This window comes from Bacillus sp. UNC69MF, assembly GCF_000746035.1.
Classification (GTDB): Bacteria; Bacillota; Bacilli; order Bacillales; family Bacillaceae; genus Bacillus; species Bacillus velezensis.
On record NZ_JQKM01000004.1, the window covers coordinates 223,491 to 237,907 of the forward strand.

Annotated in this window: 16 protein-coding genes; all 16 read right to left on the bottom strand. The window is 46.2% G+C overall.

Annotated elements, in window-relative coordinates:
* Positions 1–4: 4 nt before the first annotated feature.
* Positions 5–757 (bottom strand): indole-3-glycerol phosphate synthase TrpC, encoded by a 753-nt coding sequence (gene trpC, locus BR62_RS0105910; RefSeq protein ID WP_032870074.1) that lies wholly within the window; start codon positions 755–757, stop codon positions 5–7.
* Complete coding sequence (trpD, locus tag BR62_RS0105915; protein WP_015240102.1) at positions 750–1,766, bottom strand: anthranilate phosphoribosyltransferase; 1,017 nt, start codon at positions 1,764–1,766, stop codon at positions 750–752. Before trpD ends, trpC begins: the two co-directional genes overlap by 8 nt.
* Positions 1,738–3,285, bottom strand: a complete 1,548-nt coding sequence (gene trpE, locus BR62_RS0105920; RefSeq protein WP_032870076.1) for an anthranilate synthase component I — start codon at positions 3,283–3,285, stop codon at positions 1,738–1,740. Before trpE ends, trpD begins: the two co-directional genes overlap by 29 nt.
* 223 nt (positions 3,286–3,508) lie before the next feature.
* A complete protein-coding gene (gene aroH, locus BR62_RS0105925) occupies positions 3,509–3,892 on the bottom strand; it encodes a chorismate mutase (RefSeq protein WP_032870078.1) in 384 nt (127 codons plus the stop codon).
* A complete protein-coding gene (aroB, locus tag BR62_RS0105930; RefSeq protein WP_020956001.1) occupies positions 3,889–4,977 on the bottom strand; it encodes a 3-dehydroquinate synthase in 1,089 nt (362 codons plus the stop codon). The genes aroH and aroB overlap by 4 nt, the downstream gene beginning before the upstream one ends.
* Positions 4,977–6,149 carry a chorismate synthase gene (gene aroC, locus BR62_RS0105935; protein ID WP_003153459.1) on the bottom strand — a complete coding sequence of 391 codons (1,173 nt, stop codon included), beginning with the start codon at positions 6,147–6,149 and terminating at the stop codon, positions 4,977–4,979. The genes aroB and aroC overlap by 1 nt, the downstream gene beginning before the upstream one ends.
* A gap of 71 nt (positions 6,150–6,220) precedes the next feature.
* Complete coding sequence (locus tag BR62_RS0105940; protein ID WP_032870080.1) at positions 6,221–6,991, bottom strand: protein-glutamate O-methyltransferase; 771 nt, start codon at positions 6,989–6,991, stop codon at positions 6,221–6,223.
* Between the two features lie 189 nt (positions 6,992–7,180).
* Complete coding sequence (ndk, locus tag BR62_RS0105945) at positions 7,181–7,627, bottom strand: nucleoside-diphosphate kinase (protein ID WP_007409456.1); 447 nt, start codon at positions 7,625–7,627, stop codon at positions 7,181–7,183.
* 121 nt (positions 7,628–7,748) lie between these two features.
* Positions 7,749–8,711: a heptaprenyl diphosphate synthase component II gene (hepT, locus tag BR62_RS0105950; RefSeq protein WP_003153454.1), complete on the bottom strand. Its 963-nt coding sequence runs from the start codon at positions 8,709–8,711 to the stop codon at positions 7,749–7,751.
* Positions 8,712–8,739: 28 nt separating this feature from the next.
* A complete protein-coding gene (gene menG / locus BR62_RS0105955; protein ID WP_032870082.1) occupies positions 8,740–9,441 on the bottom strand; it encodes a demethylmenaquinone methyltransferase in 702 nt (233 codons plus the stop codon).
* Positions 9,442–9,446: 5 nt separating this feature from the next.
* A complete protein-coding gene (gene hepS, locus BR62_RS0105960) occupies positions 9,447–10,202 on the bottom strand; it encodes a heptaprenyl diphosphate synthase component 1 (RefSeq protein WP_007409455.1) in 756 nt (251 codons plus the stop codon).
* A gap of 156 nt (positions 10,203–10,358) precedes the next feature.
* Positions 10,359–10,586 carry a trp RNA-binding attenuation protein MtrB gene (mtrB, locus tag BR62_RS0105965; RefSeq protein WP_003153449.1) on the bottom strand — a complete coding sequence of 76 codons (228 nt, stop codon included), beginning with the start codon at positions 10,584–10,586 and terminating at the stop codon, positions 10,359–10,361.
* 20 nt (positions 10,587–10,606) lie between these two features.
* Complete coding sequence (folE, locus tag BR62_RS0105970) at positions 10,607–11,179, bottom strand: GTP cyclohydrolase I FolE (RefSeq protein ID WP_003153448.1); 573 nt, start codon at positions 11,177–11,179, stop codon at positions 10,607–10,609.
* Positions 11,180–11,365: 186 nt separating this feature from the next.
* The gene (hbs, locus tag BR62_RS0105975; protein ID WP_003153447.1) at positions 11,366–11,644 is read right to left on the bottom strand and encodes a non-specific DNA-binding protein Hbs; all 279 of its coding nucleotides are present in this window, start codon (positions 11,642–11,644) and stop codon (positions 11,366–11,368) included.
* A 374-nt stretch (positions 11,645–12,018) separates the two neighbouring features.
* Positions 12,019–13,497: a stage IV sporulation protein A gene (spoIVA, locus tag BR62_RS0105980; RefSeq protein WP_007409454.1), complete on the bottom strand. Its 1,479-nt coding sequence runs from the start codon at positions 13,495–13,497 to the stop codon at positions 12,019–12,021.
* Positions 13,498–13,682: 185 nt separating this feature from the next.
* Positions 13,683–14,417: a hypothetical protein gene (locus tag BR62_RS0105985; protein ID WP_032870084.1), complete on the bottom strand. Its 735-nt coding sequence runs from the start codon at positions 14,415–14,417 to the stop codon at positions 13,683–13,685.

Sequence of the window (14,417 nt, forward strand, 5' to 3'; positions counted from 1 at the left end):
ATCGTCACTCCCCGAACAGTCCGCGGATCGCCTTTTGCTGCGAATCCTCTCTCATTAAGGATTCTCCGACCAATACAGCCTGCGCCCCGTGCTTGTTGACGAATTGCAGGTCAGCCAAAGAACCGATGCCGCTTTCGCTGACCAGCAGACAGCCGTCCGGTACAAGCTGCGCTATTTTTTCCGTTTGCAAAACAGAAGTACGGAACGTTTTTAAGTCCCGGTTGTTTATGCCGAGAATGTCCGGCTGAAACACTTGTAAAATCCGTTCAAGCACAGTTTCATCATGGACTTCAACGAGAACGTCCATGCCCTTCTCGCAGGCTTCCAGATAAAGCTCATGAAGCTCTGAAGGTTCCAGCGCTTCCCCGATCAGCAAAATGGCATCGGCGCCGATCCTGAACGATTCCTCCACCTGAAGGGAATCAATAATAAAATCTTTTCTCAGCACGGGAAGAGACACGGTTTGTTTAACATCTGTCAGAAATTGATTTCTCCCCTGAAAAAAACGGGTATCCGTGAGAACCGAAAGGGCGTCAGCTTTAGCCGCTTCATAATCCGCCGCAATCGTTTCCGGAACAAAATGCTCTTTAATCAATCCTTTAGACGGCGAAGCTTTTTTCACTTCGGCAATCAGCCCGATAAAACGGTTCGGGTTCAGGAGCGCTTCTTTAAAGGATCTCCGTTCAATTTGACAGGTTTCCGGCAGCACGATGGATTTGATTTCTTCTTTTTTCTGCTGAATGATTTGATCAAGCATACATTTCTTCCTCTTTCTGTTTCAGACGTTCGAGCTGCCTTTTGGCATCTCCGTTTTGAATCGCTTCTAAGGCGGTTTTCGTTCCTTCTTTCAGATCGTTTGCAAGACCTGCCGTATAAATGGCCGCGCCCGCATTTAAGGCGGTAATATGCAGAGCGGATGACGGAGCTTTATTTGCAAAAATATTCTGAATGAGGAGCGCGCTTTCTTCCGATGAACTCACTTGAATATCCTTTAGTGAACCTTCTGTAAAACCGAATTGTTCAGGTGAAACGGAATATTCCAGACGTTCACCGTTTTTCAGTTCAATGATATCGGTCGGTGCTGAGATGGACAGTTCATCTAATCCGTCACGGGCCGACACAAGCATGACGTGTCTGACATCAAATTGTTCCAAAGCGCTTGCCATCAGGCGCGCTTTATCAAATGAATAGACGCCGATCACCTGCCGCTTCACCTGCAGCGGGTTGCTGAGCGGGCCCAGCAGATTAAATACGGTTCGGAAGCCAAGCTCTTTTCTTGCGGCGGCGACGTGCTTCATTGACGAATGAAACAGCGGCGCAAACAAAAACCCCATTTGTTTCATTTCAATGCTGCGTTTGACGCTGTCTGGTGTGGCTTGAATGGAAACCCCCAGTTTTTCCAGCACATCCGCGCTGCCGCTTTTTGACGAAACGGAGCGATTTCCGTGCTTGGCAACTTTAGCTCCGGCAGCAGAAGCTGTAATCGCCGCTGCCGTGGATATGTTAAACGTAGAAATCCCGTCTCCGCCTGTTCCGCACGTATCAACGACATCCGCCAAGCCACCTGATGTCTGTGCCCGCGCCCGCATCACTTTTACAAATCCGGCAAGCTCCTCCGCCGTTTCACCTCGGTGGGCTAATACCGATAAAATCCCTCCGATCTCAGACTGCGACATGTCCCCGTTCATCATCATCTCCATCAGCTTTTCGGCTTCTCCGGTTTTCAGCGTACGGCCATTAACGCACGATTGCAGAAATTTGTTCATCCGTCTTCTCCTCCCCGCCAGAAAAGATGTCTTCTGCGATTTGAATCGTTTTTAAAAGCGCCCCCGCTTTATTACAGCTTTCTTCATATTCGGCTTCCGGGACGGAATCGGCGACTATTCCCGCGCCCGCCTGCACCGACGCCGTACCGTTTTTGACACTCATGGTGCGGATGGTAATACACGAATCAATCGACCCGTCAAATCCGATATAAGCGATACATCCGCCGTAGGTTTCTCTGGAAGTCGGTTCTAATTCATTTAAAAGCTGCATCGCGCGGATTTTCGGAGCGCCCGTGAGTGTTCCTGCCGGGAATGCTGACATCAGCGCGTCAACGGGATGGACGCCCTGTTTTAAACGGCCGGTTACAACAGAGATGATGTGCATCACATGTGAAAAAGAAACGACCTTTGTGAATTCCGGAACGGCTACGGAACCGTACTCCGCAACTCTGCCGATGTCATTGCGCGCAAGATCGACGAGCATGTAATGTTCAGCTTTTTCTTTTTCGTCATTCATCAGCTCTTTTTTCAGGCGTTCATCTTCTTTTTTTCCGGCGCCCCTTCTTCTCGTTCCGGCAATCGGATGAATTTCCAGGTGCCTGTCATGCACGCGGATCAGACGTTCAGGCGAACTCCCGACAATGTCTCTGTCAGGCAGTTTGATATAGTACATATAAGGTGAAGGATTGACGATGCGGAGCACCCTGTACAGCTCAAATGAATGTCTGGATACCGGAATGTCAAACTTTTGCGAAAGCACCCCTTGAAAAATGTCTCCCGCTTTTATATATTCTTTCAGTTTATTAACGCCGGCCATAAACTCTTCTTTCGTATAATTGGATGTCACAGCGGCAAAACTTGGCGTGTCAAACGTTTCTTTAGAAAAAAACGGCTCTTTCATATCTTTCGATTCTGTCAAAATACCGATAAGCTTACGAAGCTCCGCGCAATTTTCTTTAAAAACGGCCCGCTTTTCTTCCTCCGTCTCCCGGCCGTTAAGCTCCGCATATTGAATGAAATGCACTTGTTTCGTTTCGTGGTCGTACGCGATGATTTTCCGGCAGACAAACAGCATACATTTTTCGAAATCTGTTACTTTCGCGTGGCTTGGCACGGAAGGCTCAATCAAAGGAATCATGTCATAGCTCAGATAACCGACCGCCCCTCCCGAAAATGGGATATCAAGCTCGGGTGTTTTAATGCGGAAGCTCTCATTCATCCAGTCAAGCACGGCTTTTAATTCTCCGGCTTCAAACAGCGTATGCCCGTTTGGATCAGCGGCAGTGAATGTGTTATGACTCTCTTTAATGGTGATAAAAGGATCAAGGCCGATAAAAGAGTATCTCGACCAGCTTGACGACTCATCCTTGCTTTCTAAAAGATACGTAATGTTTCTGTCCAGTTTTTCAACCATCTGAATGGGTGTGATCGTGTCGACCGTAAAAGTCTCTGCGATTGGAATGGTGCGGTGTGTCAGACTGTCCTTTAAAAATAAAGAAACATCCGATTGTAAATTCATGATTCTCCTCCTTACGGTAAGGAGAATGAGATGAAGAGTGAGAGGAGTCTTGCGTATAAGAAATAAACCCAAAAGAAAGGCTTCTTTTGGGCAGAATAAAAACGTGTTTATCTCAGCTCAGCTAAACTCATTCTCTGCTACCCTATTCTAAACTCAACTGTTCAATGTCTTACTTACCAGCTCTATACACACTCTTGTGTATTTCTAAGCTTTGTTTATCGTATTACATGTCAGTATTTTTTGTCAATGATAAATCCGGCCTTAACACAACGGCTTTTTCTAAATAGACATGCTTGATTTCATCCTGAGGCGTATCCGTCTGAATCGTCATCAGGACACGGATACACTTTTGCAGAGCGCCGGTGACATCCATTTCCTGCATGCACGTCACCGGGACGTACTGCCACCCGGAAAGGCGGCGCACCGCTTTTGCCGGAAATACGGAATGGATATCAGGCGTGGCGGATAACAGGATCTGTACAACGTCTTCCGGCTTGCATCCATTTTGTTCAATGATTTTTTCAAGCAGCTGCTGTGTTTTTTCTAAAATTTCTTGTTCGGTGTCTTGTTCCACCGTTGTTGCTCCGCGAATGCCGCGTATCATCATGCTGTTTCCTCCATTCGCCATTTGTTCAGCAAATTTTCGAGCTCATCTTTTGAAAGCATGCAGTCCCGCGCTTCGCCTAATTCTTTTAACACGATGAACTGTGTCATGCCTCCGCGCGTTTTTTTATCATTCATCATCCGGGCGGAGAGAACCGGCGTTTCAATATCTTGTCTGATGCTTCCCGGGTAGCCGAGCCCAATCAGCCATTGTGTGAGTTCTTTCCTGTTCATCTTGCAACCCGCAACCTGTTCACTCACGTAAAGGGCAAACTGCATGCCGAGGGCGACCGCATCTCCATGTGTAATCCGTCCGTAGCCGTATTCCGCCTCAACGGCATGGCCGAGCGTATGGCCGAAATTCAGAAAAGCTCTTATCCCCTCTTCCTTTTCGTCCTCACGCACGACAGCCGATTTGATTGAAATTCCTTTATAAATCATTTCATTCAGCTCAGCGCTTGTCAGTCCTTGCAACGTGTCAAACGTGAGAAGTTTTTCTAAAAAAGCATGATCGGCGATAAACGCGTGTTTGATCACTTCAGCCATGCCCGATCTCAGCTCTTGTTCCGGCAGGGTTTTCAGAAGCTCCGTATCGTAAATCACCGCTTTCGGCTGATAAAACGCGCCGATTAAGTTCTTTCCGAGTTTATGGTTGACGGCCACCTTGCCGCCGACCGCGCTGTCATGGGCAAGCAGTGTTGTCGGCATTTGAATGAAATCAATTCCGCGCATAAAAGTTGCTGCGCAAAAGCCGGCCAAATCACCCGTCACGCCGCCTCCGAAGGCAATCATACATGAGGAGCGGTCCATATGGAAAGCGATCGCTTCCGTTTGAATCCGTTCATACTCTTTTAGAGATTTCGCTTCTTCTCCGCTTGGAACGATCACTTTTTTCACGGGCCATGTTTCGTTTAAAAGCCGGAACATCTCATCACCGTAAAGCCGGTCAACTTCAGCATCAATGATGAGAAGGATCTTTGTCAGCGGCCTGTTCAGTGAAGACAAAAGGGGAGCGGCCTGTTTCCTTATACCTTCACCGATATACACGGGATATGCGGAGGAAGCTGTCCGAACCTCAAGCTCTTTCATCAGAATTCCCTCGATAATTTTTTCATGTTTTCAACATTTTCTTTAATTCGGTCGATCTGGTCAAGCCCGAATTGTTCTACGACGGCATTTGCGATTTCCCAGGCCACTGCTGCTTCAGCCACTACACTTGCTGCCGGAACCGCGCAGCTGTCTGAACGTTCAATGCTCGCTGTAAACGGTTCTTTCGTTTCAATGTCGACGCTTTTCAGCGGCTTGTACAAAGTAGGGATCGGTTTCATAACGCCGCGGACGACAATCGGCATTCCCGTCGTCATACCGCCTTCTAATCCTCCGAGCCTGTTTGTGGCGCGTGTATAGCCTTTCTCTTCATCCCATACGATCTCATCATGAACTTCACTGCCGTTTTTGCCGGCCGCTTCAAAACCGATGCCGAACTCTACGCCTTTAAACGCGTTAATCGACAGAACGGCAGCAGCGAGCTTGCTGTCCAGCTTACGGTCATAGTGGACATAGCTTCCGACACCGACCGGCATGCCTTCGACGATCACTTCAACGATTCCTCCGATCGAGTCGCCGTTTGCCTTCGCTTCATCAATGGCTGCCATCATTTGACGGCCTGCTTCTTCATCGTAGCATCTGACCGGTGATTCTTCCGTTACCCGTTTGAGATCCTCGATGGATGTGTAATCGGTTTTCTCTGCTTTTACGCTGCCGATTTGCAGGACATGTCCGGCGACTTTAATGCCAAGCTCCGCTAAAATCTTTTTAGCGACGGCTCCGGCAGCCACGCGAACCGTTGTCTCACGCGCGGAAGATCGTTCTAACACATTTCTCATATCACGGTGATTATACTTAATAGCACCGTTCAAATCTGCGTGTCCCGGTCTCGGTCTTGAAATCTGGCGTTTCATTTCACTTTCTTCTTCTTCTGTAATCGGTGCGGCGCCCATAATTTTTGTCCAGTGGGTCCAGTCTTTATTTTCTACAACGAGCGCGATCGGTGAACCGAGTGTCCGGGCATGCCGCACGCCGCTTGTGATCTTCGCTCTGTCCGTTTCAATCTGCATGCGGCGTCCGCGGCCGTGCCCTTTTTGACGTCTGGCAAGCTCAAAATTAATGTCTTCTTCAGTTATATAAAGCCCCGCAGGCACACCTTCTATAATTGTCGTCAGCTGCGGACCGTGTGATTCTCCGGCTGTTAAGTATCTCATTTCTTTCTTCTCCCTTCATCGCATTAACGCTTTTAAGTAAAACTATACCACAAGTTTTCATTAAATGTCTTCTATCTTTTTTGATAAAAAAATGTATCAGTGCTCTCAAGGCCGAATTTTTCCGGGCTGAAAATTTGTTCTGTACTGCCTACAAACAGAATTCCGTTCTTTTTCAAACTGCCCGCCATTTTCACATACAGCTCTTCTTTTGCTTTTTCAGTAAAATAAATAAAGACGTTGCGGCAGACGATCAGATCAAAATCCTGTTCATAGCTGTCGGCAAGCAGGTTGTGCCGCTTAAACCGGATGTTTTTCTGAATCTCTTGTTTTACTTGATAACTGTTGTCAGCCTGCTTGGTGAAATAACGGCTTTTCACGGAAGCCGGCACCTCTTGCAGCGAGCGTTCCTGATAGATGCCCCGCTTGGCTTTGCTTAGCGCCTTTTCATCAATATCTGTCGCCAATATATCAAATCCGGCCAGTCCCGTCTGCTGATTGAGAATCATAGCCAAAGTATAGGGCTCCTCTCCCGTTGAACAGGCCGCACTCCATATTTTTAACGGTTTGTTATGCTTTATTAATGGGAGAATTGAGGTTTCAAGAACTTCCCACCGTTTATAATTTCGGTAAAATTCAGAAACATTGATCGTCATTCTGTCCAATGTTTCGCTTAATAAAAACTTGTCCTTTTCCAAAGCGGCGGCAAATTCCTGAAAATCTCTGAACCCCTTCTTTTCATAAAGGGACGTCAGCCGCCTTTTCATCTGTGCTTCTTTGTATAAAGATAAATCAACGCCGGTTATTTGTTTCCACTTGGTGATAAAAATGTCGTAAGGCTCCATTGCTTCTCTCCCAATCTCGCTGTCTTTTGTCCTAGTATAGCCTGTTTTCTGTCGAAATTGTACGATTTCAATAAAAAAATCAGCCCGCGGGCTGATTTGTGAGAAACGAAAAGACAGGGCAGCGCAGCCTCTGTCTTTCATAAATGATGTAAACCTTTTCATAATACGAGAAAAAGAAAGGCTGACGGCTTAGTACACCCAGTCGGCCATTAATTTTTGATACGGTACAAGCTCTTCCTGTTTAAAGAAAATGTGAATTTCCCGCTCAGCGCTTTCTAAGGAGTCTGAACCGTGAATGATATTTTTGCCGACAAACATGCCGTAGTCACCGCGGATTGTGCCCGGCAGTGCATCTTTCGGGTTCGTTTTTCCGATCAGCTGTCTTGTGATCTCTACTACATTTTCCCCTTCCCATACCATTGCAAATACGGGTCCTGATGTAATAAATTCCACAAGCTCGCCGAAAAACGGCTTCCCTTTATGTTCAGCATAATGGTTTTCAGCCATCTGTTCTGAAACTTGCATTAGCTTGGCTCCTGCCAATTGTAAGCCCTTACGCTCAAATCTGGATAAAATCTCTCCGATCAGCTGGCGCTGTACGCCGTCCGGTTTTACCATGATAAAAGTTTTTTCCATAAGATTCTCCACCCCATCATTATGTATAGGCTTTCAAGTTGCACACCGAAATCGTAACATCTTTCTGACAATTAATCAATCCAGGGCGGAGAATGTTCACATCTTGTTCGTAAAAAGGAATTTAAAATTTCCGTTTGCCGATATATTTGGCGATGGCGGCCAATGATGAGCGCGCACGTCCTCTCGGCAGTGTATTCAGTTTTTCAAACGCTTTTTTTAAGTACCTGTCACTGACGGCCATTGATTTTTCAATCGCGTCTGTGCGTTTAATATTTTCAATAATGGGGGCGAGCTGCTCCTGTGTTGTTTCACTGTTAATTAATTTCAGCTGATTTTTCAATTCAGGCTGACGGAGCGCGTACAAAACGGGCAGAGTGACATTTCCTTGCAGCAGATCCCCTCCGACCGGTTTTCCCAGTTCCTCTTCCGTTGAAGTGAAATCAAGAATGTCGTCAATAATCTGATAGGACATGCCCACGTAATAACCGAACCAATATAATGCTTTGTGAATCTTCTCATCAGCTCCCGAAGCGATGGCGCCGAGCTGGCAGCTGACGGCAATGAGAAGAGCCGTTTTCCGTTTGATGCGGCGCAAATAGGTTCTGAGGTTTTGCTCCATATTGTATTTATCTCTGATCTGTTCAATTTCTCCGAGGCATACTTCTACGATGGTTTTGGACAGGATCCGGTGGGCTTTCGGCTCATCCAATCTCGTCATCATCTCAAGTGAGCCCGCAAGCATATAATCACCGGTATACATGGCGATGCGGTTGTCCCACTTGGCTTTGATGGTCGGTTTTCCCCTCCGCAGCTCGGCGTCATCAATGACGTCGTCATGCACGAGGGACGCCATATGAATCATTTCCAGCGTCACCGCAACATATTTTATTTTATTAATGTCATAGTCGCCGAACATGCCGGAAAGCAATACGAAAACAGGGCGGATCCGCTTGCCGCCCGCCTGGAGCAGGTGGAGCCCGGCTTCACTCAGCAAAGGATAGTCTGACCGCACCGTTTGCTCAAGCTCCCTTTCGATCACATCAATATCGTCATTTAAAAAAGAATAGGCCATTTTAAATTTCATATCATTCACCCAAACATCTGTATATTCATCATTTCCAACCGATATGCGTAGCAGCCACTCCGCCGGTAAACGAATGGTATTTGACATTCGTCAGGCCCGCTTCTTCAAACAGACGGGCAAGTTCTTTCATACCGGGAAATTCTCTTGCCGATTCTTGAAGCCAAGAATATTCTTTATAGCTCTTCGCAAACATTTTTCCGAAGAAAGGCATGATGTATTTAAAATAAAGAAAATATGCCTGTCTGAATCCGAACATTTCCGGCTGGGATGTTTCCAGACATACGACCTGCCCGCCCGGTTTGACGACCCGCCGCATTTCTTTCAGCACTGTCAGATAATCGGGAACGTTTCGCAGCCCGAAGCCGATGGTGACAAAATCAAAAGAATCATCAGCGAAAGGAAGCTCCATCGCATTTCCGTGCAAAAGCTCAATTTGGCTGAAACCGCCCTCTTTCACTTTTTTCTCACCGATGCTCAGCATATTTTTGCTGAAATCCAGTCCTTTGATTTCGCCGCTTTTTCCGGCCGCTTCTGCGAGGGCAATCGTCCAGTCAGCCGTTCCGCAGCAGACATCAAGCGCTTTTGCGCCTTCTTTTACATTCATGATCTGCATCGTTTTATCGCGCCACTTTTTATGCTGCTGAAAACTGATAACAGAGTTCATTTGGTCATAATTTTTATAGATTTTTTCAAACACGCCGTGTACGCGCTGTTCTTTTGACTCCTGCATGTTGATTACCCTTCTTCCACTTTCTGATGATATGTTTTGTCCTGGCTGATCGCTTTAAGCCGGTTCAGCATGAGGTTTTGGATTGGTGAATTGAGCGGCAGCAGCGTTTCAATGCTTTGCTTTGCCTTTCGGAAGCTATCTTCCATTATGTCAGCCTTTGATTTCCCTGACTTTACAATATTGCCGATGACATCGAGAAATATAGCATTGCCGTTCATCAGCCGCTTATATACAAAAAAATCACTCGCCAGCTCTTTCCAGCGCGGAAGATTAAAGTGGTCTGACACTCTGTGAAACAGGGCCGCTTCCACAATCGCCATGCTTTCGATCAATTGATTCAAGTCATTGACAGACCGATCGTACAGACGGATTTTATGCTCATTGATTTCTTTAATTGCCGTAGCGAGCGTCCGAATCATATAGATATCCTTCATTTCAGATAAAAGCGAATAATACAGTCCGCTGAAATAGTCGCCGGCAAGCACGGTGAGCTGCCGGTTTTTATTTTCGTCTCGCTTTAACGCTCTGGCTGTTGTCACTTCATCGTGGGTATCAAGGGCGCTTTGGACAAGCATCGCAGTTACTATGTAATTTTCTCTGTCGTTGTTCTTAATGTCCGCCTCTTCAAACAAAGCGTGAAAAAGAAGAAGCTTATCCTCATCGATTTTAGGCGCAGAAATATGTTTCGCTAAATAAGGATGAGACAGCTTTTGTTTTAATTTCGTATTTAGATTCGCTAAAGTTCCGTAGATGTCTTGCAAAAATATCACCCTTGTCCCCAAATTCACATTTATTCTAATATGTATGAGATTTACTCGTCATTATTATACGCAGGTATCATTATAGCATAAAAAAAAGAAATTGGCTGTATTCTCCCGCCGTTTGCGGGCATTTGGCAAAAGCGGGAAACAGCCGGCTTATTTTTTTTCGCTGTTCATTTCTCCGTAAGCGGTCTGGATGAGGGCGTTGCCTCTCACTTTGATGGCAGAGGTATGCTCAGTAAACTGAGCGATAATCACTTCGCCTTTGTCCAGTTTTTCGGAATGGTGAAATTTCGTATCCGTTCCTCTCGTTAAACCGATGACGTTCACGCCGTCCTCGACCGCTTTAATGACGACAAAATCACTTGAATGCTTTGAATTCATATCTGCACCCTCTATCATTATTAATCCGCACGTTTAATATGTTCTAACACTTCGGAACGCGCCGCTGCGTCATCTTTAAAAATACCTCTTACAGCGGAAGTCACTGTTTTTGCACCCGGCTTTCTTACGCCCCTCATCGTCATGCACATATGCTCAGCTTCGACGACAACCATGACGCCGTGGGGATCTAAGGTCTCTACGATGCTTTCTGCAATCGTTGAAGTGATGCGCTCCTGCAGCTGCGGGCGTTTTGAGACGGCTTCCACCGCCCGCGCCAATTTACTCAGGCCCGTCACTTTGCCGCCGCGCGGAATGTAGGCAATATGCGCTTTTCCGTAAAAAGGAACAAGGTGATGTTCACACATGGAATGAAACGCGATATCTTTTACAAGAACAAGCTCCTCATGGTCTTCTCCGAAAACGGTTTTAAAGTGTTCTTTCGGGTCTTCATTTAATCCCGAGAATACTTCCGCGTACATTTTTGCCACGCGTTTCGGCGTATCTAAAAGCCCTTCCCGGTCCGGGTCTTCTCCAATCGCCTCTAAAATCTGGCGAACCGCCTGTTCAATCTGTTCTTTATTAACTTCTTTCATTGTCTGTGTCCTCCACCATTGAATACATTTAATTTCGATTCTAGCACATTTGCCGCGCCAAAAGCAAAACGAAAGTCCTGCCCGGTGACCGAGGCTGCTTAAATATGAAAAGCCCCTTTATCAAGGGGCTTTTCTGTGAAGAAACAAAGTGTATGTATCAGATGCATACACGATCTATATTCACAATTATTTTCCTGCAACAGCGTCTTTAAGAGCTTTACCTGGTTTGAAAGCAGGTACCTTGCTTGCAGGGATTTCGATTTCTTCACCTGTTTGCGGGTTACGTCCTTTACGTGCAGAGCGCTCGCGCACCTCAAAGTTACCGAAACCGATCAGTTGGATTTTATCACCGTTTTTAAGTGCATCTAAAATCGTATCAAAAACAGAATCAACTGCTTTTGTAGCGTCTTTTTTAGACAATTCGCTTGCTTCAGCAACCGCATTGATTAGTTCTGTCTTGTTCATGCCTTTCACCTCCTCCCAAAAGGGTATAAAATCAGCAGTTTATTATCATTTCTTCACAGTTCAGCCTGATTCTAAACCTGTCTGATAAAAAATCAAAGCAGGGAAGAACAGACAAGTAAACGGCTTTTCAAAAGAAAACAGACACTTTGAGGAATGTTTGTCCAACAAAGTGAAGATTTTCTGTATGTAGAGTAACACATATAAAAAGCCATATCAAGCATTTTAAAGCCTCAATCCCTTGCTCGTCAAGGTTTTCACGTGTTTTACCGAACAAATATTCCTTTTTTTGCTTTTTTCCTCCTAATCCTTGATTGATTTCCAGTATCTAAAAAGAATAAAAAAAGACCCCCCGTTTCAGGAAGAGGTCCTTCAGCTTACAAAATAATGGCGATCAGGCCGCCTGAGCCTTCGTTAATAATTCTCTCCAGCGTTTCTTTCAGTTTATATCTCGCATTTTCCGGCATGAGTGACAGTTTTGCGGAGATTCCTTCTCTTACGATAGAGCTCAATGATCTGCCGAAAATATCGGAGTTCCAGATAGAAAGCGGATCATCTTCAAAGTCCTGCATTAAGTAACGGACAAGTTCTTCACTTTGTTTTTCCGTCCCGATGATCGGCGCGAATTCACTTTCCACATCCACTTTGATCATATGAATGGACGGAGCGACCGCTTTGAGCCTTACTCCGAACCTTGATCCCTGTCTGATGATTTCCGGTTCATCAAGGCTCATATCGGCTAAGGCCGGGGCGGCAATGCCGTAGCCGGTCTGTTTCACCATTTTCAGCGCATCTGATACCTGATCATATTCTTTTTTCGCGTGGGCGAAGTCCTGCATTAATTCAAGCAGGTGGTCTTTCCCGCGGATTTCAACACCGACAACTTCTTTTAAAATCTGGTCATATAAATGATCCGGCGCATACAAATCAATTTCTGCGACACCCTGGCCAAGTTCGATTCCGGCCAGACCGGCGCTTTCAATAAACTCAAATTCACTGAAGTGGCCGACAACCCGGTCGACATCGCGCAGGCGTTTAATATCTTTTACGGTTTCTTTCACTGATTCCTGGTAGCTCTCTCTGAGCCAGTGATTTTCTTTCAGCACCATGACCCAGCTCGGAAGGTTGACATTGACTTCCAGCACAGGGAACTCGTAAAGCGCTTCTCTGAGGACGCTTAACACATCTGTTTCCCGCATGCTTTCAACACTCATGGCGAGGACGGGAATATCATATTTCGCGCTTAATTCAGCTCTGAGCGCTTCTGTTTCCGGGTGGTACGGTTTTACCGAGTTGATGACCATAATAAACGGTTTGCCGACTTCCTTCAGCTCGTCGATGACTCTTTCTTCCGCTTCCACGTAATCGCCCCGCGCAATATCGCCGATTGAGCCGTCTGTCGTAATGACGACCCCGATTGTGGAGTGTTCCTGGATGACTTTTCTCGTACCGATTTCCGCTGCCTCATGAAAGGGAATCGGTTCTTCGTACCAAGGTGTATTGATCATTCTCGGGCCGTTTTCATCCTCATATCCCTTCGCCCCGGGAACCGTATATCCCACACAATCCACAAGACGGATGTTGACATCAAGTCCTTCCGCGACATGAACGGACATGGCTTGATTCGGGACAAATTTTGGTTCTGTGGTCATTATCGTTTTTCCTGCTGCGCTTTGCGGAAGCTCATCCTGCGCCCGCGCTCGATCGGCCTCATTGCTGATATTCGGGAGCACCACGAGCTCCATAAATTTTTTAATGAATGTAGATTTCCCTGTACGGACAGCGCCAACGACTCCTAAGTATATATCGCCCCCTGTTCGTTCAGCGATATCCTTGAAAATATCGACCTTTTCCAAGTGATCCCCTCCCGGACTTCCTATCCTTATCATTTTTCATTCACCATTCTCCAATCAAATACAGGACACTATATGTGTATGACGTTGTCCTATTTCAATATGACATCTTTAGAAAATTTTCAGGCAGTCTTTTCTATCAAAATCAAAAAAACCTTTCTCCCTATTTGTATGCGCGGGAAAAAGGTTCATTCCTGTTTCGTTTGACTTTCTAAAAAAACGGGTTCCTGTTTTTCATTTACGGTGTATGTGACTGAAAAGGCCGGGACGAAAGGAGTCTCTTTCCATAAAATATCTTGAATTTCCGCGCCCGGTTTGATTTTCTTTTTGTTTTCCTTCAGGCAGCGGGCGAGATCGACGCGATAGTCGGCATAGATTTCTCCGTCAGCGCCGATTAAAAGCGGCAGAGACGTGCCTGAAACCGGACTTTTGACTGAAGGAGAGTCTTTCATGCCGAGCTTTTTTTTATTTAAAGTGAACAGCCCTTTTGAAACGGCGTCCTCATAGGGAGGATATGTATGCTTTTCCTGATACATTTTGACACGCAGCTTCATGCCGCGGATTGCTTCCGCCATTTGGAGATCGACCAGCTTGACGGTCGGCTTATTTTCCACATCGACAAGCACGTATTGGTACATTCCACCGCTTTCATAAGCTGAGGCCGGCGGCTCCTCTATGTATCTGGGCGCGAGCCGCTTAAAATCTATCGGATATTTTTGATAGAGCGGTGTTTTCATATCTTTTGTCTGAATCGGCAGAAGTCCGCCGTTCGCCTTTTTAAATTCATCCACTGCCGCTTGCACCTGCTGAAGCTGATGTTTGTAAGATACTTTATTTTCAGTTTTTTCCGCTTCAGGGTACAGACAGCCGGACAGCAGGAGCACCGCCATTGCCGTTATGACGGCCATTTTTAACTTATGCAT

Bases quoted from the DNA above. Each gene is read 5' to 3' on its own strand.
- BR62_RS0105985 (WP_032870084.1), bottom strand. From the start codon at position 14,417: ATGCATAAGTTAAAAATGGCCGTCATAACGGCAATGGCGGTGCTCCTG.
- hepT (WP_003153454.1), bottom strand. From the start codon at position 8,711: ATGAAATTTAAAATGGCCTATTCTTTTTTAAATGACGATATTGATGTG.
- trpC (WP_032870074.1), bottom strand. From the start codon at position 757: ATGCTTGATCAAATCATTCAGCAGAAAAAAGAAGAAATCAAATCCATC.
- aroC (WP_003153459.1), bottom strand. From the start codon at position 6,149: ATGAGATACTTAACAGCCGGAGAATCACACGGTCCGCAGCTGACGACA.
- hbs (WP_003153447.1), bottom strand. From the start codon at position 11,644: ATGAACAAGACAGAACTAATCAATGCGGTTGCTGAAGCAAGCGAATTG.
- ndk (WP_007409456.1), bottom strand. From the start codon at position 7,627: ATGGAAAAAACTTTTATCATGGTAAAACCGGACGGCGTACAGCGCCAG.
- trpD (WP_015240102.1), bottom strand. From the start codon at position 1,766: ATGAACAAATTTCTGCAATCGTGCGTTAATGGCCGTACGCTGAAAACC.
- aroH (WP_032870078.1), bottom strand. From the start codon at position 3,892: ATGATGATACGCGGCATTCGCGGAGCAACAACGGTGGAACAAGACACC.
- mtrB (WP_003153449.1), bottom strand. From the start codon at position 10,586: ATGAATTCAAAGCATTCAAGTGATTTTGTCGTCATTAAAGCGGTCGAG.
- trpE (WP_032870076.1), bottom strand. From the start codon at position 3,285: ATGAATTTACAATCGGATGTTTCTTTATTTTTAAAGGACAGTCTGACA.
- BR62_RS0105940 (WP_032870080.1), bottom strand. From the start codon at position 6,991: ATGGAGCCTTACGACATTTTTATCACCAAGTGGAAACAAATAACCGGC.
- aroB (WP_020956001.1), bottom strand. From the start codon at position 4,977: ATGAAAGAGCTTGAGGTTCGGACAGCTTCCTCCGCATATCCCGTGTAT.
- folE (WP_003153448.1), bottom strand. From the start codon at position 11,179: ATGAAAGAAGTTAATAAAGAACAGATTGAACAGGCGGTTCGCCAGATT.
- menG (WP_032870082.1), bottom strand. From the start codon at position 9,441: ATGCAGGAGTCAAAAGAACAGCGCGTACACGGCGTGTTTGAAAAAATC.